Raw genomic sequence first — 23337 nt, forward strand, 5'->3', positions numbered from 1 at the left:
GCATGGACGAGATGATGAACGCCGCGCCCGCTGTGCTCGACCGCCCGGTGGTGGTCGACGTCGCCGATGTCTCAAAGCGCTTCACGGTACGCCGGGACTCTTCGTTGAAGGAACGCATCGTCACGCTCGGTCGTGCCGGACGCCGCCATCGCGAGGACTACTGGGCGCTGAACGACGTATCCGTGCAGATCCGTGCCGGGAGCACGCTGGGCCTGATCGGCCACAACGGCTCGGGCAAGAGCACGCTGCTCAAAGTGATCGGCGGGATCATTCAGCCGACGTCGGGCGAGGTGCGGCAACGCGGACGCGTCGCAGCGCTCCTGGAGCTGGGAGCCGGGTTCCATCCCGACCTGACCGGTCGTGAGAACGTCTACCTGAACGCCTCTCTGCTCGGTCTGACACGCGAGGAGACCGCGTCCCGATTCGCGGAGATCCTCGACTTCTCGGGCATCGGCGACTTCATCGACACGCAGGTGAAGTTCTATTCCTCGGGCATGTACGTCCGTCTCGCGTTCGCCGTCGCAGTCCACACCGATCCCGACATCCTTCTCGTGGACGAGGTACTCGCGGTGGGGGACGAGGCGTTCCAGAAGAAGTGCATGGACAAGATCGAGGAGTTCCAGAAAGAGGGCCGCTCGATCATCTTCGTCAGCCATGCGCTGGGACAGATCGAGGAACTCTGCGATCGGGTGCTGCTGCTGGACCACGGGAAGGTCGTCTTCGACGGCATCCCGGAGACGGCGGTCGAGCGATTCAGGGAGATCCTCAAAGAAGGCTCGGAGCGCGACGGGCAGCACAACCTGTCGATGCAGTCGATGAAGGTGCTCGGCATCGAGGTCTGCGATGAGTCGGGGCGGAAGGTCGACGAGATCAGCTCCGGATCTCCGTTCATCGTCCGGATCCGAGTCCGCTCCGATGTGCGGGTCGAATCCTGGGCGCTGGGCTTCAGCGTGGACACCGGGTCCGGTCACATGGCTCTGGCGTCCAACACGGATCTGGCCGGGGTCGAGCTGGAGCCGATCGACGGCGAGCGCAGCGTCGAACTCCGCGTGAGCGATGCCCGCCTCGGATCCGGGCGCTACGTCGTCAATGCGAATGTCGTCGGTCTCAGCACGCCGAGTGCACACTCTCTCGAGGGCGGTGCGAGCTTCACGGTGGCGGGATCGGCGCAGACCATCGGACCCGCGGGGGGCACCGTCAGCGTGCAGTGAGCGCGGCGTCCAGCAGCGCCCGCGCCCGCGCATCGAAGGAGTCGCGCTCGCGGACGATCGCGCCGATCCGCGCGCTCTCGTCGGCGTCGGGGAACAGCGAGTCCAGGTCGCCCGTCAGGAGGGCGACAAGCTCGTCGCCATCCTGAAAGGTCGGCACGGCGCCCTCGAACTCCTGCGCGATGCCGTCGACCTCGTCGCTGATCACGCGGCCGCCGGCGGCGAGCACATCGTAGGGCCGGTTCGAGATGAAGCCGTGCCGCCGCATCGCCGGCCAGTGGTCGTTGAGCACGACGCCGGCCGTCTCATAGCGCGAGGGCAGATCGTCGTTCGCGATCCCGGCGGCTGCGATGTGCGCCGCGGGGATGTAGCCGCGCCAGTCGGGGCCGTACACCCGGAGCGGCAGGCCGGCTGCGATCGGCGCGACGACGGCAGGGCGATGCAGGCCGCGTGCGGTCCCGACGAAGACGATGGATCCGTCCCGGCGGGCACCAGTGGGGTGGAAACGGGTCGGGTCGGTGCATTGCAGCAGCGGCTCGAGCGGCCGGCCGAAGCGGTGGGCGGCCTCGCGCGCCCAAGGGCGCGACGCGGCGAACACCAGGTCGAAGTCGGCGAGTTCGGCTGACGTGATCTCGTCCGGGTGGCTGATGATCCAGAGCAGCCGCACTCCCGTCGACGGCGGCGCGATCCGGTGCGGCCCGCGCAGGACGAGCGTCACGTCGTCGTACTCCGTAGTGCTGCGCTGTGCGGCCGGACGGGCATCGACCGCGGCATACTGCCCGATCCGCTCGAGCGCCGCCGCCAGGGCTCGAGCGAAATGCGTGTCGCCCCAGCTCTCGCCCTTCGTGCCTGCCGGCGCCGCCGTCTTGATCGCCCAGCGGAGCCGCGGAACCGCCGTGCCGTCGGGGAGCTCGAACGTGTGGGCTGTCCGCCTGATGGCCGGGCCCCACGGGGTCCACCCGTTGAAGGCCAGCCCGCGGCCGAGCAGCGGAAGCACCGAATCCGCGGTCCCTCGAAGGGGGATGGAGTGCGGGAACGCCTCCGAGGCGATGGCGGTCAGGTCGAGCAGGACACGCGGCGAGCCGGCATCGCCGTCACGTCGCGCGAAGACCGGCGAATGAAGCGCGGCCGACGGCCCCGTGGGGCTGAGAGCGCGTGCATCCTCCGCGGGAAAGCCGGCGAGCAGTTCGAATCCGGTTTCGTCGTGCGCGACCACGCCCGCGGAGGCCACGGTGCCGTCCGCGGCCAGAAGCAGAGGTACGACAGGGCCGTCGACGGCGCCGTCGACAAGGGCCCTCAACGTGGGCGCATCCACGTCCACGCCGATCCGTCGGCGGAGCACGAGCGTGCCCTCCACGGGCACCACTGCTGTGCGGTCCCGGATGTCGACACGGGGGTCGGCCAGCGCGAGCAGCCGCGCGGCGACCCGCAGATCCTGCCGTGCCGCCCGAAGATCGAGGATCGCGCGATCGTGCTCCCTGGTTCCGAGGAACGCCGTGAGCACCGCGAGAATGCGGCCGTCTTCGTCTCCAACGCCGAGATCGAGTTCGAGGAGGGCGTTCGCACCGGACGTCCCGGGTCCGCCTTCGTCCGGAGCGCCGGCCGGCGGAGTCTTCCGCCCGGAGAGTGCCGCCTGCCGTATCTCGCGCAGACCGAGCCGCGAGCCGGAGCACATCGGAAGTGTGCTCCCGTCCTCCAGCATGCGCCACGCATGCCCCAAGGGGCCGCCTGCCGCTCCGATCGCTCTCGGGTGATGGCGCGCATGATCTGGAGCGCTCCAGGCGGCGGTGGTCTCGATCTCGGCTGGATCAGAGACGAGGTAGGCGTAGAGCGCGGGGACCCGATCCGAATCCGGCAGCTGTGCGGAGACCTGTCCCTCCAGGAAGAGGGGGTTGAGGACGAGTCCGTTGCGATACCCGCCCCGCACGTATGCACGGACGGCCCGGCGGATGCCGATCCGACGTCCGGGATGCTGGGCGCGGACGAATTCGAGATCGACGACGCGCGCACGGCGGATCGTGCGGGCCCACCAGAACCGGTCGGCGGCGGCGAGCAGACTCCCCAGCACGGGCAGGGATCGGGATCGGCGCCACTGCGCCCGAAGCATGCTCAGCACGGTGGAAGTCTATGCGGATGATAGCCTCGGACGGTTCGGTCGGCCGGGAGGGAAGCGCCTGTGAGTACGAGTTCCGGGGACGAGACCATGACGCTCGACGCCGCGTCCGAACGTGTCGGCATCGTGGTGCGCACCAAGGATCGTCCCGCCATGCTGGCTCGTGCGCTGGACGACATCCTGTCGCAGCGTTTCGAGGACTGGCGCGCTGTGATCGTCAATGACGGGGGAGACTCCGCGGCGGTCGACCGTGTCATCGCCGCGGTTCGTGTTGCGGCCCGGGGGCGGATCTCTGCGGTCCACCGCTCGGACAGCAAGGGACGGTCAGCGGCCGCGAACATCGGAGTGCAGGCACTCACCGGCGACTACGTCGTGCTGCACGATGACGACGATCTTTGGCATCCCGACTTCCTCGCCGCGACCGTCGACTGGCTCGATCGGAATCCCGGCGATGGCGGTGTCGTGGCCCGCACTGAAATCGTGTACGAACGTGAGACGGCCACGGGGTTCGAGGAGACCGGCCGCGTGCCGTTCTGGCCGGCTCTGACGGCGATCACCTACGCGGAACTCCTGCAGGTGAACCGCTTCGTCCCGATCGCCTATCTCTACCGCCGCTCCCTGCATGATGAGGTCGGCTACTACCGGGAAGACGTCCACGCGGCCGAGGACTGGGAGTTCAACCTGCGAGTGGCGGCGCGGCACCCGATCGGATTCCTCGGAGGCCAGGTGCTCGCGTACTGGATGCAGCGCCCGAACTCCACCGGCGCTCTGGGGAACAGCATGTTCCTGCTCGAAAGCGAGCACGAGTACTACGACCGCCGGATCCGGGACGAGGCGCTGCGCGCGTACGTCGCAGGACATGGCGACGGGCTTGCGCTGTTCCTGGCGCGTTACGTGCAGGACGAGGTGTCCCGTCAGCTGGATGAGCGGCGGACGATCGGCCAACGCCTGGTCGGCGCGGCTCGGCGCCGGTGGCGTGCACGGCGGATGCGATGAGCGCGCGGCCGGAGGTCACGTGGCGCCCGGTCCAGCGGATCGTGCTTCCGGACGATGCCGTGCCCCCGGGCACGCGGGACCTGTACGTGCGCGTGGACGGCGAATCCGAGATTGTCGGGCGCACCTCGCTCCGTCTCGGGGCGGAGGCGCACGCATCATTCGCGACGTACTTCGGCGGCTTTCCGCGGGTGGCGTGGGCCGATACAGGCTTCGACCGCCTTCGGCTGTCGCTGCGCATCGACGGAGAAGCGCGCATACACGTGCGGGGAACCGATGCAGCCGGCATGGTGCGGGATCTCGCGGACTCGTCCGCGTCCGGGGACTGGTCGCTCGAGCTGCCTCTGGATGAGCGCTCCGCAGGCTGGATCTGGTTCGATGTCGACGCCTCTGGGCCGGTCACGCTGCACGACGCCGAGTGGTCGGCCCCGGAACCAGCGCGACCGGAGACGAGCGTGTCGATCGCGATCACGACCTTCAACCGCTCGGATGACTGTGTGGCCCTGATCGCCCGGCTGGCTTCTGATCCCCAGGTGAAGAAGAGGATCCTGCAGGTGGTCGTGACCGATCAGGGCACGCAGCAGATCCGGAGCAACCCCGGATTCGCGGCGGCGGCCCGGCCCTGGGGACCTCTGCTCCGAGTCATCGAGCAGGACAACCTCGGTGGCTCCGGAGGATTCAGCCGGGGCATGCTGGAGGCCCGCCTCACCCCCGCCAGCCACGTGCTCGTGCTGGATGACGACGTGAACCTGGAGCCGGAATCGCTGCTGCGGATGCTCGCGCGCGCGGAGCACGCGCAGCACGAGCCGCTGATCGGAGCGCAGATGCTCCGGCTCACCGAACCGACGCGCCTGCATTCCTGGGGCGAGCGGGTCGATCGTCGCCGGTTCTGGTGGGAGCCGGTGCACCCCGAGCTCGCCGGTCTCGATCTGGCGGAAGCGGGTCCGGATCGGCTGCCGGTTCTGAGCGAGTCCTGTCCGGTCGATTTCAACGGCTGGTGGATGTGTCTCATCCCGCTGTCCGTCATCGAGTCGGTGGGTGCGTCCTTGCCGCTGTTCATCAAATGGGACGACGCCGAGTTCGGCTTGCGCGCCGCGGCCGCGGGGCATCGCACCATCACACTTCCGGGCGCAGCGCTCTGGCACGTGCCCTGGACTGCCAAGGATGACGGGCTCGATTGGCAGGCCTACTACCAGCTGCGCAATCGTCTGATCGCTGCGCTGCTCCATTCCCCGCGGCGACGTGGCGGCGCTCTGCTGCCCGACATGCTCGCGCTCGACATCAACCATGTGCTGTGCCTGCAGTACGGATCCGCTGCGGTGCGACGAGCCGCGGTGCGCGATGTGCTGGAGGGCCCCGGTCATCTTGTGACCGGCCTGCGGAGCGCGCCAGGACGCGTCCGTGCCATCCTCGCCGAGGAGGGACAGGCTCTGCAGACCCGCGAAGATCTGTCTGTGGCGCAGGAGGTCGCGGTACCTGTCGCGCCGCGGGGCGCGGTGGCCACAGCGGGACGGCTTCTGCGAGTCCTCGCCCATCAGCTCCGTCGCCGGGTCGGTGCGCCGGGCGGACTCCCCATGCGCGACGTCGTCACGCTGCGGCGCGAGCACGGAAAATGGTGGTCCCTGGGTCTGGTCGATGCCGCATTCCTGCAGAGCGCGACGGGGAGCAGCGGATTCCTGCTGCGCCGCGATCGGCGCAGTGCCGCGAAGCACCTCCTTGGTGCGGTGCGCTCCGTCATTGTGCTCGGGTGGAAGTGGCCCGCGTTGGCGCGGCGCTACCGCGCCGATGCGGCGTCGCTGTCGAGCGCGGCCACCTGGTTCTCCGTCTTCGACGAGTCGTAGACGGACGCGAGCTCGTTCGCGGAGTCGGCGTTCGCGGGCTCATTGTCCGCGTCGTCGGAGAACAGGCGATTGGCCCAGAGGAGACCGGCGAGCAGCAGCGCGAAGGCGACCGAGCCGATCAGCCACACTCCCATCGGCGAAGGCGCCCAGCCCCACCACCACTCGGCGTGCGAACCCGGATCCACATTCGTGACGTCGAGGCCCGTCGTGTAGCGCTGGATGTTGATGTGCAGCGAGACCGCATTGGTCAGCGCCAGGGCGGCCGCGGAGATGATCAGCGGCCATCCGCGCCACAGCGTCCGTGCCTTCTCGTTCGCTGCCGAGACACCGAGCGCGATGATCATCAGAGGCATGATGTAGCGAGGCTGCACGCCCTGGCCGACATGCGCCCCGGACTGCCAGAGAATGTAGAAAGGCACGAACCACATCGCGGCGAGCGTGGCGAGCGAAGCGACGATCCGGCGCCGCGTGGCGCCGTGGAGACCTGTGAGCAGAACGAAGCCGAAGACGGCCGACCCGAGAACCCACACGACAGAGGGAACGCCGGTGTCGAACCAGCCGAGGGGCCAGTATCCGAAGATGCCGATCCAGAGACTGGGGATGTCCAGCGCGTTGCGGACCAGCTCGCCGCCGCTGAGGTGGCTGCCGTAGCCGCCGAGTCCTCCTGTGGCTGCACTGCTCTGAGACGCGGAGAGGTACAGTGCCGCGCTGAGGACCACGACGGCCGCACCGCCCACGAGCGGGACCAGCAGGCCGCGGCCGCGTCGCAGACCGAGCCAGAGAGCGATCATCGCGCCGAAGACGGCGAACAGCGCGGCGTCGGCTCTGGCACCCGCACCGAGCAGAGCAGCGAGCACGGCGAGCGATGTCAGCACGACCGTCTGCCTCCGGGTCGGAGCGATGAGTGCGCCGTACAGGGACACCCACACCGTCGCGGCGGAGAGCAGGGCCCAGGACGAAGGGTTCGTCGAGGCGAAGACGAAGAGACCGAGCGGTACCGAGGCCGCGAGCACGGAGATGATGAGGGCCGGGCGCAGGCGCCGTGGCAGGAACAGGAACACCGCGGTGATGAGCCCGACCGCGATGACCGAGTTGGCGAGGCGCATCGCGATGACCGAGGCGGCGACGTCCTTGCTGGCGAAGACCGACATCGCGCCGTAGAACACCGGCGGGTACAGGTGATCGATGTTCGCACGCTTGACCAGTGCGAGTCCGGGCGCGTCCTCCTTCCAGCAGCTCGCGCTCATGTCGGAGTGCTGCGCCGCGCAGATCGCCTGAGCGACGGGCGTCGGCACCTTGCGCTCCACCGTTCCGCTGGTGCCATCCGGCTGCTCGCAGAGCCCCGGCCGATCACCGAGTCCGCACCAGATGGACGCGAGGTGGAAGTCGTCGTCCGGACTGGATCCTACGGCGGAGCTGAACGACCACGAGAACAGTGCGAGAACCGCCAGAAGTGGGATGGCGATGACGGCGGTCAAGCGCGCGGAACGAGAGCGGGAACGCGATGGGGACACGCGACCATGCTACCGATGCGATCTGGAGGACCCGTCCGCAGGCGTGTTCGATGTCGCCACGATCTCTGCACGCCGTCGCGGGGCACCGACCGGGCCCGGTGTCAGATGCGGTCGGATGCCGTGAGCCGACTATCCGCGAAATCCTTGATCGCGGTGCGGGGTGTGCGCTGGGGTGCCCATCCGAGTTCGTCGCGCAGTCGGGCGCTGGAGCCGGTGATCTCCATCAGATCGGTGGGGCGCCATCGTGCGGGGTCGTCGACGAGGTCGGGAAGGTCGTGGCCGATCGCTTCGCAGACGAGCGCGAGGATCTCGAGGCCGGAGAGGGAGGCGCCGGTGCTGACGTTGTAGGTGGTGTGCTGCAGTGATTCGGCATCGATGAGGTCGAGGTAGGCGCGGGCGATGTCCCGCACGTCCGTGTAGTCGCGCCGGGTGGACAGGTTTCCCGTGGACAGCGGTGCGCCCACGGGTAGTGCTCGCAATGCCGTGTAAAGGTCCGGGACGAGGAATCCCGGGGCCTGGCCGGGGCCGATGTGGTTGAAGGGACGTGCGACGACGGTGTCGGTGCCGCGGCGCCGGTAGTAGTCGGCCTGCTGCTCCACGAGGATCTTGCTGACCGCGTACGGTGAGCTGGCGGCGAGAGGGGAGTCCTCGGTGAGTGGCGTCTCACCGCCGCCGGCGTAGACGCCTCCGGTGCTCACGACCAGGATGCGGCCGCCGATCGCCCCGGCGAGAGCGGCTTCTCCGACTGCGGTCATCATGGCGCTGTTCGCGGTGATGTACTGCTGCGGTTGGGCGAAGGAGGGGCCGACGGCGGCGAGTCCGGCGAGGTGGATCGCGGCGTCCGCGTGCAGGCCGGCCGGCCAGCCGTCTCTCAGGTCGGCGACGTGCCAGGAGCTCAGCCGGTCGCGATCGGGCCAGGACGCGTCGGCGCGTGCGATGCCGTGAACGTCGTGGCCTCGACCGAGCGCCTCGGCGATGACATGACGTCCGACGAAGCCGGAAGCGCCGGTGACGACGATCGAGCGCTTCGCGTCGGTCGTCATCTGGTGCCGGCGCCCTCGAGCGCGAGGTCGTTGCTCACCATGAGGGACACCAGGCCCTCGAACGACGTCTCACGGCGCCAGCCCAGCACGCGCTCGGCCTTCTCGGGGTTGCCGAGCAGGATGTCGACTTCCGCGGGACGCATGAAGGCCGGGTCCTGCACGACGTACGGGCGCCAGTCGTCGATCCCCACCTCGGCGAACGCGCGCGTGAGGAAGTCCTCGATGGAGTGGGTCTCGCCCGTCGCGAGGACGAAATCGTCGGGTTCGTCGTGCTGCAGCATCTGCCACATTCCGCGCACGTAGTCGCCGGCGTATCCCCAATCCCGTTTCGGGTACAGGTCGCCGAGGACGATCTTGTCCTGCAGCCCGAGTTCGATCCGGGCAACGGCGCGGGTGATCTTCCGGGTCACGAACTCCGGTCCGCGGTGCTCGCCCTCGTGGTTGAAGAGGATGCCGCACGAGACGAACATGCCGTAGCTCTCACGGTAGTTCCGGGCGATCCAGTGCCCGTACAGCTTCGCGACCCCGTACGGGCTGCGCGGGTGGAACAGCGACTGCTCGTCGTAACCACTGCCGGGACGGTTGTAATCGAGCCCGCCGAACATCTCCGACGTCGACGCCTGGTACACGCGCGTGCTCTCGGCGCGCCCTGTCACGCGCACCGCTTCCAGCACGTTCAGAACGCCCTTGCCCGTGACATCGGCCGTGAGAGAGGGGTTCTTGAACGAATAGCCCACATGGCTGATCGCGGCGAGGTTGTACAGCTCCGTCGGATCCGAGTCCTCCACGGCCCGCACGAGCGCGGCCGGATCCGTGAGGTCGCCCTCGAGGAGACGCACATCGGGGAAGGCAGCCTCGAACGCGGCGCGCTTCGGGTTGTTCTGCCCCCGGATCAGACCGTAGACCACGTACCCGTTCTCAAGGAGCTGCTCCGCGAGATGATGGCCATCCTGGCCGGTGATCCCTGTCACCAGTGCACGCTTGCTCACGACTGCTTCTCCTCCGGGGTGGTCCTGTGCGGTGGGCGTCATCGCCGACACGGGTCGTGTGGGCGGCCGCTCGATGCGCCCCACACACTACCAGCGGGCGTTCACCGGGATGCTGAGCCGGTCGCCCCCGGAGAAAGGCGACCGGCCGGGGCTCAGCTCGGTTCACGGGGCCGCGTCGATAGACTGGAGGCACTATGACGCAGACTCCTGACACCGTGCTGGTGATCGTGCCGGCCTGGAACGAGGAGCGCAACGTCGGCAACACGGTGCGCGAGATCCTCGCCACCGGGCGCGACTATCACGTCGCCGTGATCGACGACGGCTCGATCGACGCGACTTCCCGGGTCGCACGGGACGCGGGGGCCATGGTCCTCACCCTCCCGTTCAACCTCGGCGTCGGGGGGGCGATGCGCACCGGGTTCACCTACGCGCAGCGCAAGGGCTATCGCCGGGCGATCCAGGTGGATGCGGACGGGCAGCACAACCCCGCCGACATCGAACGTGTGCTCGACGGGCTCGCGGACGCCGACATCTCGATCGGCGCGCGATTCAGCGACGTCGGGGATTACAAGGTGCGCGGGCCGCGCCGATGGGCGATGGTCGTGCTCGCGGGGATCGTCTCACGGGTGGCGCATACGCGACTCACCGACGTCACGAGCGGCTTCCGGGCCGCGAACTCTCGGGCGATCGACCAGTACGTGAGCTACTATCCCGCCGAGTATCTGGGGGACACGCTGGACTCGCTCGTCGTGGCATGCCATGCCGGCCTCACCGTCACCCAGGTGCCCGTCGCTATGCGCCCGCGCGTGCACGGCACGCCGAGCCAGGGGCCCATCGGCTCGACGATCTATCTCGCCCGATCCGTGCTCGCGCTGGGACTCGCCCTGCTGCGACGTCCGCGGTCGCCCCGTCGAGCGGAGGAGACCGCATGATCGCCGTCACCGGAATCGTGCTCGGGCTCGCGATGCTCGTGATCGTCACGACGTTGCTGTTGACCCGGCGCCTGCGGGAGAAGTACGCCGCCCTGTGGATCATCATCGGTCTGGGAATGCTGGTCCTCGGAGTCTTCCCTGGCCTCCTCCTGGGACTCACCTCCGCGTTCGGCGTGGTCCTGCCGGCGAACCTGCTCTTCGCCATGGCGATCCTGCTGCTCCTGGGGGTTGCGCTCCATCTTTCCTGGGAACTCTCCCAGGCGGAGGACGAGATACGTCGTGCGGCGGAGGAGCTCGCGATTCTGCGGGCCGATCACGACGGTCTCGTGCGCCGCATCGAAGTGCTCGAGTCGGGTGAGAGCGACCGTCCGGGCGCCTCCCTCACTGATGACTGACCAGGTTCGGCCCGGCGGAGGGCTGCGGACCGTCCTGGTCGCGACCGTCCTGGCCGGAGGGATCGGCTACGTCATCCAGGCCGCGATCCCGCCGCTTCTGAGGCAGGGCGACTACCTCGCGTTCACGACGTTCTGGTCTGCGACGTACCTGATCGTGTCCTGCCTTGCGGGCGTGCAACAGGAGCTCACGCGGGCCTCGCGGTCGGGACCCGACGGCAGCGGTTACCCCACATGGCGTGTGTTCGCGGTGACGGCGGCGATCGCCGCCGCCGCGATCGTGGCAGCGATCTTCGCGGTGATCGGTCCGCGAGTCTTCCCCTCCGACACCGCCCCTCTGGTGCTCGCCATCACGGTCGCCGCCTTTGGGTACTGCCTGATCGCGGCGGTCAGCGGAGCTCTGTACGGGGTTCAGGACTGGCGCGGAGTCGGCGGCATGACCGTCTCCGATTCGCTGATCCGCGCTGTGGCGCTGGGGCTCGCCGTCCTGATGGGCGGAAGCGCGGCGCTCATGGGGTGGGCGGTGGCTGTGCCTTTCCTCCTCGCGGTCCTGATCATCTGGGCGTGGCGCGGCAGGAGGATCGCTGCGCATCTGCAGCTCGACGTCGGGATGGCGCAACTCTTCCGCAATGCCTCCGCGACCCTCGTCGCGTCCCTCGCAACGGGGGCGCTGATCAGCGGACTCCCGCTGCTTCTGCGTGCCCTCGCGTCCGATGTCGGCGAAGAGCAGTTGGCCTCGCTCATCCTGGTGATCTCGCTCACGCGCGCCCCGCTCGTGGTGCCACTGGTCGCGCTGCAGGGCTACCTCCTGGTGCATTTCCGGGAGAGCAGACACCACGCATCCACCGTGTTGCGCTGGGTCGGCGGGCTGCTCGTCGCGGTCGCCGCGCTGTCGGCCCTCGCCGCCTGGTTGGGGCCGATCATCCTGCACGCGGTCTATCCGGGGTTCGAGCCGCTCTCGGGCACGGTCTTCGCGGCGATCGTCGCCAGCGCCGGGCTCACGGGCGTGCTCTGCATCACTGGTCCCGCGCTGCTCGCGGCGAGCAGGCATCGCTGGTACGTCGCGGGCTGGCTGCTCAGTGCCCTCGCGACGGTCGCCGTCCTTTCGAGCCCCGCCGATGCTCTGACCCGTATCCTGCTCGCGCTCGTCGCCGCGCCGGTGCTCGGAGCCGCGGTGCACACCGTCGGGATGTTCCGGACAGCGATCGAACCGGTTCGCGCAGACGACCAGCGGACGCGATGATCCGTGCGCGACCGAGCCGGTCGCTAGGCGGTGAAGGTGCCTATGCGCGCGCCGCTTCGGCCAAGGCGGCCTCGAAGACGGCCCGTGTCTCCCTGGCCGTGCGCTCCCACGTGAACAGCTGAGCCTGCTCGAAGCCCGCGGCGACCATGTCCGCGACGAGAGCCGGATCCGAGGAGATCCTCGCAAGCAGGTCCGCGAGGGACTGATCATCCGACGGATCGAAGTAGCGCGCGGCCTCTCCGCCGACGTAGCGGTGCACCTCGATGTCACTCAGCAGTGCAGGGATCCCGGCGGCCATCGCCTCGATGGTAGGAAGCGAGAACCCCTCTGCGAAGGAGGGGATGGCCAGGGCCGTCGCCGTGGAGTACAGGTGAGCGACCTCTGCGTCGTCCAACCAGCCCCGGAGGTCGACCCACTCGCCCACCTGCAGCTCGTCGACGAGTGGCGCCAGCGGATCCTCGCCGCGGCCGCCGGTGATCACGATGCGCGGACGCTGGGATTCGGGAAGGAGCGCGACAGCGCGGATCAGCGCGCCCCAGTTCTTGTGGGGGCGACGGTTCCCCATGGCGAGGATCAGGGGCCCCTCGGTGCCGGCCAGTGTCCGGTCGACGTTCGCGGGCGCCTGACCGGCGAGCGGTGTGACATCGATGCGATCGGCCGGAACGCCCAAGTACTTCACGAGCTCGTTCTTCGAGGTCGGGCTGATGGTCGCGATGCGGGTGGCGTTGCGAGAGGTCTGCTTCTCCATCCACTTCACGGGTGCGGTGTAGAGGGGAGTGGTCATCAGCTCCGGGTGGCTCCAGTAGAGCATGTCGTGCATGGTGACCACGGAGGGCATCTTCGTGCGGCGCGGGCCGAGCGTTGCGGGCGAGTGCACGAGGTCCGCCCCTTCTCGCGAAGCGGCGCGCGCCACCTGAGTCAGTTCTCCCCAAGCCCAGATGAACCGGTTCTCGCCGCTGATTCCCGATTCCACGATCCTGCCGGGGAACCAGGACAGGTCGAGCTTCGCGCCCTCCTTCGAGACGAAGCCCACGTACTCCCAGTCGCCGGGCATCGTCCCGAAGGTGCGGTAGAGCTCCCTGGCATAGGTCTCCATCCCGCCTTTGGTGCCGGTGTAGGAGAGGAGGTCGACGAGGACGCGGGGCATCGGTGCAGCCTTAGGATCGGGGGTCGAGCTGAGGAAGCGGCGACCGGGAATGCGGTGAGCGGCGCACGCGAGCCATCGCGCGGCGCTCGATGAGGACCCAGCTGAGCCAGGCCAGGAAGAAGGTGACCACGATCGCGACGAGGTCATAGGCGAGGAGGCCGAGAGCGCCGGCACCCACTCCGAATCCCACCAGCGCGAGCAGCTGCTGCACGGGCCAGGCGTAGATGTAGAAGCCGTAACTGACGTCGTTCCGGGAGATCCACGTCGGCTGAGGCGCGACAGTCGACAGCCACAGGAGACCGTAGGCGATGAAGGGAGCCGCGATCTGGCCGCCCCACCCCGGGATGCCCACCGCGAGTCCTGCAGCGACGAGCAGGGATCCGATGCCGACCCAGCGGTTCACGCCCCAGCGATCGATCAGGAAATAGACGAGAGCACCGCCGAGGAAGAACGGCGCGAGCTTCAGGAAGAGCAGAAAGCTCACATCGAGACCCAGGCGTGCGACCTGAGACTCCAGCGCGTGCGCCGCCGTCGCGAGAACGAAGGCGATCGCTGCGAGCACGGCGTTGCGGCGGAACCACGCGAGCGCGCCGAGCAGCCAGACCAGCACATAGCAGAGGAACTCGTAGTAGAGCGTCCACAAGGAGCCGTTCCACACGGAGGGGTAGGGGACGGCGCTGAGAGAGCGCCCGATCCCGTACTGGTTCATGAACAGCGTGATGTTGCTCCACACGAACTGCAGGGGAGTGACCGGCGTGGACAGGTAGCCGCGGAGCGTGCCGTACTGGATCAGGATCGCCACGGGCGCGAACACTACGGCGGTCACGATCAAGCAGACCAGAAACGCCGGGAAGATCCGTACGATCCTATGCAAGAGGTAATCGCCCGCCGTGCTGCGCAGGCGCGATCGCGTGATCAGGAACCCGCTGATGACGAAGAAGCCGGCGACCGCCCACCCGCCGATGTTCTCTCCGTGCAGCTGCGGACCGATGCCGTTGCCTGTGGTGTAGAACGAGTGCGCGATAAGCACCAGGCCAGCCAGGACCAGCCGGAACAGGTTCAGGCTGTTGTCACGGTACGGGAACGGCCGGCCGCGCAGGGCGGCGAGAGTCACTTGAGCAGCTTCCGATCCGCCATCTCCTTGAGCGAGCGCTCGTACCCGTCTGCCTCGATGGGCTCGGTCAGCACCCACTCCGCGAACTGCTTGACCCCATCCGCGAAGGCGACTCGCGGGGTGAAGCCCAGCACCTCTCGCAGGGCCGTGGTGTCGGCCACGTTGTGACGGATGTCGCCCAGACGATAGTTGCCGGAGATGTGGGTGGGCACCTCCGTGCCGTACGCGTCGAACAGTGCGGCCACGACCTCGTTCACGCTCGTCGCGACGCCGGAGCCGACGTTGAAGATGCCGCCCGCGGCGGCGGGGACCGTGGCAGCGAGGAAGGTCGCTTCGACGACATCGTCGATGTACACGAAGTCGCGGCTCTCCTCGCCGTCCTCGAAGATGTTGATGTCCTTGCCCTGGCGGATCAGGGTCGAGAAGATCGAGAGGATTCCGGTGTAGGGGTTCTTCAGCGACTGACCGGGCCCGTAGACGTTCTGGTATCGCACGGACACCGGCTCGACACCGATGGTGGGCGCCACCGTCATGATGAGAGATTCCTGCATCTGCTTCGTGATGCCGTACACCGACGACGGATGGACCAGCGCCGACTCATCGGTGGGGATGAGCCGAAGTGCTCCCTCTCCGGGGACGTGCACATCGAAGTCTCCGGCCGCCATGTCGCTGTCAGCGCGATGAGCGGGGTAGACGCGGCGACCGTCCGGGGTTTCGTACGCGCCTTCTCCGTAGATCGAGCGAGACGAGGCGATGACGACCCGACGCACGGAGTTCTCCTCGTTCGCGAGGATGTCGAGCAGCTTCGCGGTGCCGCCGACGTTCGCGTCGACATAGCGGTCGATCTCGTACATCGACTGACCCGTGCCGGTCTCCGCGGCGAGGTGGATCACGACGGTCGCGTCGGCAAGCGCCCGTCGCAGGTCATCCTTCGATGTCACCGTGCCGGTAATGACGTCGGCGATCCCGTCGAGGGAGCGCAACAGCGGAGACGTCGTCGCGGGGTCATCGCCGTGCACCTGTGCGATCAGCGAGTCCAGAACCGTGACGGCGTGGCCGTCGGCCGCGAACCTCGCAGCGAGACGGGTGCCGATGAATCCGGCTCCTCCGGTGATCAGGACGTGTTCCGACATCGAAATGCTCTCCTCGGGACGGTCAGACAGTGCTCGGCGGTTCGACGCGTCGGCAAGGCCTCAGCCCGCGAAGATGTGTGCCAGCGTCGATTTTAGCGCAGCCCCGTTGCCGTGCCGGATGACGCCCGGCAGCTCGGTCACTGCGTGCAGGCGCGACATCATTCGGATCGCGGCGACGCGGGCCGTCTGCCGCCAGCCTTTGGCTTTGGCAAGACCCCGAGCGGTCCGGTAGTAGGCGCGCTCGTCGCGGAAGCGCCTTCCGTCCATGATGGTCTTCTGCGACGCGCTCGAACCGTGCCGGCGGTAGGAAAACGCGACCTCGGGGGTGTACGCGAGGGTGCCGCCGTCGAATGCGATGTCCATCAGCAGGGCGAGATCCTGGATGATGGGGAGCCCCTCCCGGAAGTCGATGCGCTTCAACGTCGCGGTCCTGAAGACCAGGGAAGGCCAGTACAGCCAGTCACCGCGGATGAGGCTGCTCGCCATCTCCTGCCCCGTCAGCACGGCGGTCGCGCCGTCTGTCCTGGGTGCCAGCAGTCCCTGTTTGACGCGGTCGACCAGCGGCGTCACGCGGTCGCCGTGCTCATCGATGACGACGACGCCGGGCTGGATGACATCCGCCTCCGGCGCATCGGCGATGGTGCGCAGCACGACGTCGACGTAGTTCGGGTGCAGCAGGTCGTCGCAGCCCAGGATCGCGATGTACGGCGTGCTCGCGCGACGGATCGCCTCACGGTAGTTCTCGGTGATCCCGAGGTTCTTCTCGTTGCGCACGTAAGTGATGCGCTCGTCTTCGATCTGGGCGAAGCGCCCAGCGACGGTCTCGTCCGGGTAGCAGTCGTCGATGACGATGAGTCGCCAGTCGCCGTTGCGCTGGGCGCGGACCGAATCGACGGTCTCGAAGAGCAGGTCGGGATCGCCCCAGAAGGGGCAGAAGATCTCCAGAGTCATGAAACATCCTTCGTCGGCGGCCGCCGTTCGAGCTTCGGCCGGAGCGAAAGTCAATGCTATCGGGAGGACCCGCCCGCAATCTGTGCGCGAACTTTCCTCATCATCTCGGCTCTCGGGCGCGGCCCAGCCATCGTTGAGGTAGGACCCGTAGGCTTGATGTGTTTTGCGACCGCTCCCGATGCTCGCAGAATCGCACCGTCTAGAAGGGCAGGGGATGGATCTCCTCATCGTCGGGTCGGGTTTCTTCGGCCTCACCATCGCCGAGCGCGCCGCCGCGTCCGGTCGCAAGGTCACCGTCATCGATCGCCGTCATCACGTCGGCGGCAACGCGTACAGCGAGGACGAGCCGACGACCGGCATCGAGGTTCATCGCTATGGCGCGCATCTGTTCCACACGTCCAACGCGACGGTGTGGGAGTACGTGAACCGCTTCACGACGTTCACGAACTACGTGCACCGCGTGTACTCGACGCACCGCGGTGAGGTCTACCCGCTGCCGATCAACCTCGGCACGATCAACCAGTTCTTCCGCTCGGCCTACAGCCCGCAAGAGGCCAGAGCGCTCATCGCCGGGCAGGCGGGGGAGTTCGACGCGCACGAGGCGAAGAACCTGGAGGAGCGCGGCATCGCGCTGATCGGGCGGCCCCTGTTCGAGGCGTTCATCCGCGACTACACGGCGAAGCAGTGGCAGACCGACGCTCGCGAGCTTCCCGCGTCGATCATCAGTCGGCTGCCGGTGCGCTACAACTACGACAACCGCTACTTCAACGACACCTGGGAGGGCCTGCCCACCGACGGGTACACCGCATGGCTGGAGCGCATGGCGGACCACCCGAACATCGACGTGAGACTGAACGTCGACTTCTTCGATGACGCGCAGCCTCTGAACAAGAAGGCGACGGTCGGTCAGCTGCCGATCGTCTACACCGGGCCTGTGGATCGCTACTTCGACTACGCCGAAGGCGAGCTGGGCTGGCGCACGATCGATCTGGAGCAGGAGGTCCTCGAGGTCGGCGACTTCCAGGGCACCAGCGTGATGAACTACCCGGACGCCGACGTGCCCTACACGCGGATCCACGAGTTCCGTCACTTCCACCCGGAGCGCGCCGACCGTTATCCGACGGACAAGACCGTGATCATGCGCGAGTTCTCCCGGTTCGCCGAGCGCGGTGACGAGCCCTACTACCCGGTCAATACGGCGGCCGACCGGGACGGCGTGCTCGCCTACCGTGAACTCGGCAAGGGCGAGCAGGGGGTGCATTTCGGCGGACGCCTCGGCACCTATCAGTACCTCGACATGCATATGGCCATCGGATCCGCTCTGTCGATGTGGAACAACCAGCTGGCATGACGGTCGACGCAGAATCCCGACGTGCTCTGAGGACGGCGGCGGCGCGCACCGCCACGACCGCCGAGAGCGCGCGGGGCTATCGGCGCGACATCGATGGGCTTCGTGCCGTCGCGATCCTTCTGGTCGTGGTCTATCACGTGTGGATCGGGCGCGTGTCCGGTGGCGTCGATGTGTTCCTGATGGTTTCGGCCTTCTTCCTCACGGGCTCGTTCGTGCGTCGGATGGAAGCGGGCAGGCCTCTGGCGATCGGATCCTTCCTGCTGAGCCGGTTCCGCCGGCTCATGCCGGCGGCGACGACCGTCCTCGCCGCCACGCTCGGCGCATGCTGGCTGCTGCTGCCGCAGACGGCCTGGCCGCAGTTGTGGAAGGAAGGATGGGCCTCGCTCGGCTACGTGCAGAACTGGGTGCTCGCGGTCGACGGCGTGGACTACTACGCGCACGACTCCGCGCTGGCATCCCCCCTTCAGCATTTCTGGTCGCTGTCCGTGCAAGGGCAGGTCTTCGTGCTCTGGCCGCTGCTGTTCCTGGTCGGGACGCTCGTGGTCCGTGGCACCAGGGCGTCCGTCACGACGGTCATGGGAGTGCTGTTCGGTCTCGTGTTCGCCGGATCGCTGGCGTTCTCGGTCTGGGAGACGGCCGAGCAGCAGACCTTCGCGTACTTCGACACCGGTGCGAGGCTGTGGGAGTTCGCCGCGGGGTCCCTGCTCGCACTGGCCGTTCCCCATCTGCGGATCAACCGCTTCGTGCGCGCAGGGCTCGGCTGGATCGGGCTGGCTGGAATCGTCGTGTGCGGGATGCTCATCGACGTGCGCGGCGGATTCCCGGGGTTCTTGGCGCTGTGGCCGATCCTCTCGGCGGCCCTCGTGATCGTCGCGGGGACAAGATCGAAGGGGGAGCATCCCGAACTCCGAGAGTTCGGGCCCTCCCGGATGCTGGCGACTCGTCCGGTCCTGTTCCTCGGTCGCGACGCGTACGCACTGTATCTCGTGCACTGGCCCGTGCTGATCCTCTGGTTGAACGTGCGCGAGCGCCCGGAGGCCTCCTTGCTGGACGGCGTCGCGATCATCGCGATCTCCCTGGTGCTGGCGCGGCTGGTGACCGCACTCGTCGAGAAGCCCCTTCGTCTGCCGTCGGGACGGCGCGGTTCGGCATGGCGCAACGCGGGTGTCATCCTCCTGTGCGCAGCTCTGGTGGTGGCTGTGCTGCTGCCCTGGCAACTGCTCACGACGACCAAGGCCGCCGCGCAGCAGACGACGTACGCGGATGAGTACACCGGTGCCATGGGCGGGGACACGGCACGGGACGGCAGAGGCATCCCCGTGATCCCCATCCCCGGCGATGACGAGAGCCGCTGGGCGAAGCTCGACCGCGCCTGCGAGGGCCGATTCGCGTCTGAGATCGCCGAAGTGCAGGAGAGCTGCACGCAGACGTCGAATGCCGAGACGGCCAAGCGCCTCGTCGTCGTCATCGGCGATTCTCACGCGAACGAGTTCGCCGGCGCGCTGCAGCCGGTCGCGGAGGAGCGGGACTGGGGCATCGTCATGCTCATGCGGCCCTGGTGCTCATTGGACAAGCACGACGAGGGAACAGAGGCCGACGGCTACTGCGGCGGCTGGCAGCGTGCGGCCCTGGACAAGCTGATCACCATCCACCCCGACGCGATGTTCACCATTGTGACCGCAGCGGCCCCGGACAGCCCGGACGAGCGGGTCATCAACGGCATCGACGAGGTGATCGACGAGGTCACGGCGGCGGGCATACCGATGTTCGGCGTCCGCGATAATCCACGCAGCAGCATCCACAACTACTACGAGTGCGCCTACAACGGGGAGCCCTGCGACTTCCCGCTCTCTGGGGCCCTCGCTGAGAGCAACCCTGCTGAGCGCCTGTCCGCTCGGATCGGCCTGATCGATTTCACCCCGTGGATCTGTCCCCAGGGCATCTGCTACACCGAGCTCGGCCACGTCTCGGTCTACCTCGACAACAACCATCTCAGCTTCCCGTTCGTCAAGACGCTGGCGCCCGCACTGGACCAGCAGCTCGGCGACTTCCTGAAGCCGTGACACAGGGATGGTCATCGCCGCCACCTAGACTCGGAACTGTGAGTCACACGACGGCCGGCGCACCCGGAACGCCCCGGCGCTACTTCCACTCGCTGTGGCTGCTGTCGGCGCGGGACCTGCGGGTGCGATACGCGACGAGCGTGCTCGGCTACCTGTGGTCGGTGCTGGATCCGCTGGTGATGAGCGCGATCTACTGGTTCGTGTTCACGCAGGTCTTCCATCGCGGTCAGGTGGGGGAGCAGCCCTACATCGTGTTCCTCATCACGGCGCTGCTGCCCTGGGTGTGGTTCAACACCGCGGTGGGGGAGTTCACCCGCGCCTTCAAGAAGGACGCACGCCTGATCCGCTCCACGGCGATCCCCCGGTCGATCTGGGTCGTACGCGTGATTCTCACGAAGGGCCTGGAGTTCACCTTCGCGATCCCGGTGCTCGTGCTCTTCGCCGTGTTCGCGGGAGCTCAGGCGAACTGGTCCCTGCTGCTGTTCCCGGTCGCGATGATCTGGCAGACCGTGCTGCTGTTCGGCCTCGGGCTGCTGGTGGCGCCGCTCTGCGTGCTGTGGACCGATCTCGAGCGCACCACGGCGCTCATCCTCCGGGCCCTGTTCTACATCTCGCCGATCATCTACGGATTCAAGGATCTGCCGCACGAGCTGCACTTCCTCGGCGCCCTGAACCCGCTGTCCGGCATCTTCATGCTCTACCGGGTGGGGTTGTTCCCGGGGCAGTGGCAGCCCGAGCCCGTGATCATCGGCGCCGTCGTCACCGTGGTGTTCCTCGCCCTCGGTCTGCTCACGTTCCGCTCCCTCGAGCGCGATGTGCTGAAGGAGCTGTGATGACCCAGCACTCCGCGATCGAGGTCGACGGGCTCGGCGTACGGTTCCGCCTGGGCCGTCGCGGCCGGCGCAGCTTCAAGGACCTCTTCGCCGGCAAGAACCGGCGGAACCGTCCCGGCGAGTTCTGGGCGCTGCGGAACGTCTCCTTCACCGTGCGGCAGGGCGAGGCGATCGGCGTGGTCGGCCGCAACGGCCAGGGCAAGTCGACGTTGCTGAAGCTCGTCGCCGGCGTGATGCTGTCCGATGAGGGGCAGGTGCGCGTGCAGGGCGGAGTCGCCCCGCTGATCGAGCTCACCGGCGGATTCGTGGGCGACCTCACCGTGCGGGAGAACGTGCGGCTCACGGCCGGGCTGCACGGGATGGGGCGCGCGGAGATCGCGGCGCGCTACGACGACATCATCGACTTCGCCGAGTTGGAGAAGTTCCAGGACACCCCGTACAAGCACCTCTCCAACGGCATGAAGGTGCGCCTGGCGTTCTCCGTGGTGTCCCAGCTGGAGGAGCCGATCCTGCTCGTCGACGAGGTTCTCGCCGTGGGTGACAAGGCGTTCCGCGAGAAGTGCTATCAGCGCATCGACGAGTTGCTCGCCGACGGCCGCACGCTGTTCTTCGTGTCGCACAACGAGAAGGACCTGCGCCGGTTCTGCACGCGCGGCCTGTACCTGGACAAGGGCGGGCTCGTGCTGGACGCGTCGATCGGCGAAGTGCTGGACCGCTACAACGCCGACAACGCCTGATGCGACCCTGACCGCGCCTGATCGGCGCGCTGAAGGAAGCCGGTGACGCCCTCGCCGGGACCGGATCCGATCAGAGTCCGACGAGCGAGCGCAGCTGACCGAGCGCGGCGCGCGCGTCGACCAGGGGTCCCGATGGGTCGGATCCACCGGCGTAGGCCGAGCGCAGTGACTGCAGCCGGGCGGCGTAGGCGTTCACGGCTTCGCCCCATTGCGTCGCGATCGACGCGGGCGCGGGCTGGCCCGCCAGGTTCTGCGCGTCGTTCTGCAGCGAGTCGACGATCTGCACCGCCATGTCGCCGCTCTGGTTCTGCACGAGGTCGAGGCCGGTGGATGCGTCGTCGAGTCGCGGCTGCACCTGCGCGCGGAACTGGTCGACGGAGGGATCCGGCACCGGAGGCGGCGAAGTGGCCGGTGCGGTCGGCAGATCGGTCGGAGGCGTGGTGGGAGTGGGGGATGCCGTGGGCGTCGGGGTCGCCGTCTTCGACGTCGTCGGGCTCGGGGTCGGCGCGGGAGTGCCGTCGCCTCGCGGGATCAGGAACAGCACCACGACGGCCGCCACGATCAGCACCGCCACGATGAGTCCGATGATCAGGGCGATGCGGCCGCCGCGCTTCTTCGGCTCCTCGGGGAAGATCCAGACAGCTTCGGGCTTCTGCTCGCTCATCAGTCCTCCAGGGCCGGCATCGGGCGCCAGCTGCGGTCGCGGCCGATCTTCCCGCCGTCCCGCAGCCCGCGGAACAGGTTGCTGGTGCCGCGCACGGTGCGCTCGACGAACACCAGGCGGATGAGTTCCTTGGCGAAGGTCATCGAGGTGCCGAGGGCGAACAGCACGGGGTTGTACACGTCATGCGCGCGGTAGTACTGCTTCAGGTACGCGCGGTTGCGCATGATGTAGTAGCGGTAGGCGTTGCTGGACGCGTTCATGTGCCGCACGCCCATGTCCCACTGCTTGATCTCGCGGGTGCGCCGCAGCACGAACTCGTCCACGATCACGGCCTGGGTGCGCCGCGAGGCGAGCCAGCCGTACATCTGGTCGTCCCAGTAGATGAAGAACCGGGGATCCGGAAGCCCGATCTCCTTGACGATCGAGCGGTGGATGAACATGCCCTCGAAGCAACCGCTGTTCATCGGCTTGAACCCCGTGGCGTCGAAGCCGGCAGGAGCGAACGGGATCGGGATGCCCATGCGCTCCGCGATCCGGTACTGCCAGTAGAACGCGCTGCCGTCGTAGTCGTAGCGGCGCCCCTGGATGCTCTTGAAGCGCGGCGCCCATGCGCCCATCCTGGCGAGACCGTCGGGCAGCACCTCGACGTCGTCGTCCATCATCCAGATCCACTCGGATCCCAGCTCGTACGCGGTGCGCATGCCCTCGCTGAATCCGCCGGATCCACCGGTGTTCGTCTCCAGGCGCCGGTACACGATCTCCGCGCCGATCCGCGAGCGGTAGGAGTCGACGACGTCAGTGGTGTCGTCGGAGGAGGCGTTGTCGATGATGACGACGCGTCCCGGCTTCGGGTCCATCTGCACGATGCTGTCCAGCAGCCCCGTCAGCAGGTGCGAGCGGTTGTAGGTGACGACGACGATCGTCGCGGTGGCCGGGTCGAAGCCGGCAGCGGCGTTCTGGGGGTCAGGGGTCACGGATGTCGCTCCAGAGAAGGTGAGGGGAGGCCTCCAGCCTACCCGCGGAAGCCCGGGCAACCCTGCGAACGCGTGCGCGCGCCTCGTGCTTGTCCGAGGTCG

General features: G+C 67.9%; 20 protein-coding genes. 10 read left to right on the forward strand and 10 right to left on the reverse strand.

Annotated elements, in window-relative coordinates:
- Positions 1-11 precede the first annotated feature (11 nt).
- The gene (locus AB4078_RS08070) at positions 12-1211 is read left to right on the forward strand and encodes an ABC transporter ATP-binding protein (RefSeq protein WP_441976787.1); all 1200 of its coding nucleotides are present in this window, start codon (positions 12-14) and stop codon (positions 1209-1211) included.
- Here the strand turns inward: AB4078_RS08070 and AB4078_RS08075 are convergent.
- Positions 1198-3315, reverse strand: coding sequence for a glycosyltransferase family protein (locus AB4078_RS08075; RefSeq protein WP_441976788.1), 2118 nt, complete (start codon positions 3313-3315; stop codon positions 1198-1200). The two genes, AB4078_RS08070 and AB4078_RS08075, sit on opposite strands and share 14 nt — an antisense overlap.
- 69 nt (positions 3316-3384) lie before the next feature.
- Here AB4078_RS08075 and AB4078_RS08080 point away from each other — a divergent pair, with 69 nt between their 5' ends.
- Both AB4078_RS08080 and AB4078_RS08085 read left to right on the forward strand, forming a co-directional pair.
- Positions 3385-4317 (forward strand): glycosyltransferase family 2 protein, encoded by a 933-nt coding sequence (locus AB4078_RS08080; RefSeq protein ID WP_441976684.1) that lies wholly within the window; start codon positions 3385-3387, stop codon positions 4315-4317.
- On the forward strand, positions 4314-6155 hold the full coding sequence (locus tag AB4078_RS08085; protein WP_441976685.1) for a glycosyltransferase: 1842 nt from the start codon (positions 4314-4316) through the stop codon (positions 6153-6155). Before AB4078_RS08080 ends, AB4078_RS08085 begins: the two co-directional genes overlap by 4 nt.
- On the opposite strand, the gene AB4078_RS08090 is transcribed toward AB4078_RS08085, so the two are convergent.
- The 3 genes from AB4078_RS08090 to AB4078_RS08100 form a co-directional block, all read right to left on the reverse strand.
- Positions 6089-7669 (reverse strand): DUF2142 domain-containing protein, encoded by a 1581-nt coding sequence (locus tag AB4078_RS08090; protein WP_441976686.1) that lies wholly within the window; start codon positions 7667-7669, stop codon positions 6089-6091. The two genes, AB4078_RS08085 and AB4078_RS08090, sit on opposite strands and share 67 nt — an antisense overlap.
- 101 nt (positions 7670-7770) lie before the next feature.
- A complete protein-coding gene (locus AB4078_RS08095; RefSeq protein WP_441976687.1) occupies positions 7771-8712 on the reverse strand; it encodes an NAD-dependent epimerase/dehydratase family protein in 942 nt (313 codons plus the stop codon).
- Positions 8709-9701 carry a GDP-mannose 4,6-dehydratase gene (locus AB4078_RS08100; protein ID WP_441976688.1) on the reverse strand — a complete coding sequence of 331 codons (993 nt, stop codon included), beginning with the start codon at positions 9699-9701 and terminating at the stop codon, positions 8709-8711. The genes AB4078_RS08095 and AB4078_RS08100 overlap by 4 nt, the downstream gene beginning before the upstream one ends.
- Before the next feature lie 194 nt (positions 9702-9895).
- Between AB4078_RS08100 and AB4078_RS08105 the strand changes: the two genes are divergently transcribed.
- The 3 genes from AB4078_RS08105 to AB4078_RS08115 are packed head-to-tail and all read left to right on the forward strand — an operon-like array spanning position 9896 to position 12268.
- Complete coding sequence (locus AB4078_RS08105) at positions 9896-10633, forward strand: glycosyltransferase family 2 protein (RefSeq protein ID WP_441976689.1); 738 nt, start codon at positions 9896-9898, stop codon at positions 10631-10633.
- Positions 10630-11028: a DUF2304 domain-containing protein gene (locus tag AB4078_RS08110; protein ID WP_233310570.1), complete on the forward strand. Its 399-nt coding sequence runs from the start codon at positions 10630-10632 to the stop codon at positions 11026-11028. The genes AB4078_RS08105 and AB4078_RS08110 overlap by 4 nt, the downstream gene beginning before the upstream one ends.
- Complete coding sequence (locus AB4078_RS08115; RefSeq protein ID WP_441976690.1) at positions 11021-12268, forward strand: hypothetical protein; 1248 nt, start codon at positions 11021-11023, stop codon at positions 12266-12268. Before AB4078_RS08110 ends, AB4078_RS08115 begins: the two co-directional genes overlap by 8 nt.
- Positions 12269-12308: 40 nt before the next feature.
- Here the strand turns inward: AB4078_RS08115 and AB4078_RS08120 are convergent, their stop codons facing one another.
- From AB4078_RS08120 to AB4078_RS08135, 4 genes are read right to left on the reverse strand one after another with little or no spacing between them, the layout of a single operon-like run.
- A complete protein-coding gene (locus AB4078_RS08120) occupies positions 12309-13415 on the reverse strand; it encodes a glycosyltransferase family 4 protein (protein ID WP_441976691.1) in 1107 nt (368 codons plus the stop codon).
- Between the two features lie 10 nt (positions 13416-13425).
- Positions 13426-14529, reverse strand: a complete 1104-nt coding sequence (locus AB4078_RS08125; RefSeq protein WP_441976692.1) for an acyltransferase family protein — start codon at positions 14527-14529, stop codon at positions 13426-13428.
- Positions 14526-15662, reverse strand: a complete 1137-nt coding sequence (locus AB4078_RS08130; RefSeq protein ID WP_441976693.1) for an NAD-dependent epimerase/dehydratase family protein — start codon at positions 15660-15662, stop codon at positions 14526-14528. The genes AB4078_RS08125 and AB4078_RS08130 overlap by 4 nt, the downstream gene beginning before the upstream one ends.
- A 60-nt stretch (positions 15663-15722) precedes the next feature.
- Positions 15723-16613, reverse strand: coding sequence for a glycosyltransferase (locus AB4078_RS08135; RefSeq protein WP_441976694.1), 891 nt, complete (start codon positions 16611-16613; stop codon positions 15723-15725).
- 214 nt (positions 16614-16827) lie between these two features.
- On the opposite strand from AB4078_RS08135, the gene glf reads away from it, so the two are divergent.
- The 4 genes from glf to AB4078_RS08155 are packed head-to-tail and all read left to right on the forward strand — an operon-like array spanning position 16828 to position 21597.
- Positions 16828-17964, forward strand: coding sequence for a UDP-galactopyranose mutase (glf, locus tag AB4078_RS08140; protein WP_441976695.1), 1137 nt, complete (start codon positions 16828-16830; stop codon positions 17962-17964).
- The gene (locus tag AB4078_RS08145) at positions 17961-20027 is read left to right on the forward strand and encodes an acyltransferase family protein (RefSeq protein WP_441976696.1); all 2067 of its coding nucleotides are present in this window, start codon (positions 17961-17963) and stop codon (positions 20025-20027) included. The genes glf and AB4078_RS08145 overlap by 4 nt, the downstream gene beginning before the upstream one ends.
- 38 nt (positions 20028-20065) lie before the next feature.
- Positions 20066-20860 (forward strand): ABC transporter permease, encoded by a 795-nt coding sequence (locus AB4078_RS08150; RefSeq protein ID WP_441976697.1) that lies wholly within the window; start codon positions 20066-20068, stop codon positions 20858-20860.
- Positions 20860-21597 (forward strand): ABC transporter ATP-binding protein, encoded by a 738-nt coding sequence (locus AB4078_RS08155; RefSeq protein ID WP_441976698.1) that lies wholly within the window; start codon positions 20860-20862, stop codon positions 21595-21597. The genes AB4078_RS08150 and AB4078_RS08155 overlap by 1 nt, the downstream gene beginning before the upstream one ends.
- A 70-nt stretch (positions 21598-21667) precedes the next feature.
- On the opposite strand, the gene AB4078_RS08160 is transcribed toward AB4078_RS08155, so the two are convergent.
- Both AB4078_RS08160 and AB4078_RS08165 read right to left on the reverse strand, forming a co-directional pair.
- A complete protein-coding gene (locus AB4078_RS08160; protein ID WP_440732323.1) occupies positions 21668-22261 on the reverse strand; it encodes a hypothetical protein in 594 nt (197 codons plus the stop codon).
- The gene (locus AB4078_RS08165; protein WP_441976699.1) at positions 22261-23235 is read right to left on the reverse strand and encodes a glycosyltransferase family 2 protein; all 975 of its coding nucleotides are present in this window, start codon (positions 23233-23235) and stop codon (positions 22261-22263) included. Before AB4078_RS08165 ends, AB4078_RS08160 begins: the two co-directional genes overlap by 1 nt.
- Positions 23236-23337 lie beyond the last annotated feature (102 nt).

This window comes from Microbacterium sp. 2MCAF23 (genome assembly GCF_052115565.1).
Taxonomy (GTDB): domain Bacteria; phylum Actinomycetota; class Actinomycetes; order Actinomycetales; family Microbacteriaceae; genus Microbacterium.

Coding starts and splice junctions, on each gene's coding strand:
- AB4078_RS08070 (WP_441976787.1), top strand. CDS start 12: ATGATGAACGCCGCGCCCGCTGTGCTCGACCGCCCGGTGGTGGTCGAC.
- AB4078_RS08075 (WP_441976788.1), bottom strand. CDS start 3,315: ATGCTTCGGGCGCAGTGGCGCCGATCCCGATCCCTGCCCGTGCTGGGG.
- AB4078_RS08085 (WP_441976685.1), top strand. CDS start 4,314: ATGAGCGCGCGGCCGGAGGTCACGTGGCGCCCGGTCCAGCGGATCGTG.
- AB4078_RS08095 (WP_441976687.1), bottom strand. CDS start 8,712: ATGACGACCGACGCGAAGCGCTCGATCGTCGTCACCGGCGCTTCCGGC.
- AB4078_RS08105 (WP_441976689.1), top strand. CDS start 9,896: ATGACGCAGACTCCTGACACCGTGCTGGTGATCGTGCCGGCCTGGAAC.
- AB4078_RS08110 (WP_233310570.1), top strand. CDS start 10,630: ATGATCGCCGTCACCGGAATCGTGCTCGGGCTCGCGATGCTCGTGATC.
- AB4078_RS08115 (WP_441976690.1), top strand. CDS start 11,021: ATGACTGACCAGGTTCGGCCCGGCGGAGGGCTGCGGACCGTCCTGGTC.
- AB4078_RS08120 (WP_441976691.1), bottom strand. CDS start 13,415: ATGCCCCGCGTCCTCGTCGACCTCCTCTCCTACACCGGCACCAAAGGC.
- AB4078_RS08130 (WP_441976693.1), bottom strand. CDS start 15,662: ATGTCGGAACACGTCCTGATCACCGGAGGAGCCGGATTCATCGGCACC.
- AB4078_RS08135 (WP_441976694.1), bottom strand. CDS start 16,613: ATGACTCTGGAGATCTTCTGCCCCTTCTGGGGCGATCCCGACCTGCTC.
- glf (WP_441976695.1), top strand. CDS start 16,828: ATGGATCTCCTCATCGTCGGGTCGGGTTTCTTCGGCCTCACCATCGCC.
- AB4078_RS08145 (WP_441976696.1), top strand. CDS start 17,961: ATGACGGTCGACGCAGAATCCCGACGTGCTCTGAGGACGGCGGCGGCG.
- AB4078_RS08155 (WP_441976698.1), top strand. CDS start 20,860: ATGACCCAGCACTCCGCGATCGAGGTCGACGGGCTCGGCGTACGGTTC.
- AB4078_RS08160 (WP_440732323.1), bottom strand. CDS start 22,261: ATGAGCGAGCAGAAGCCCGAAGCTGTCTGGATCTTCCCCGAGGAGCCG.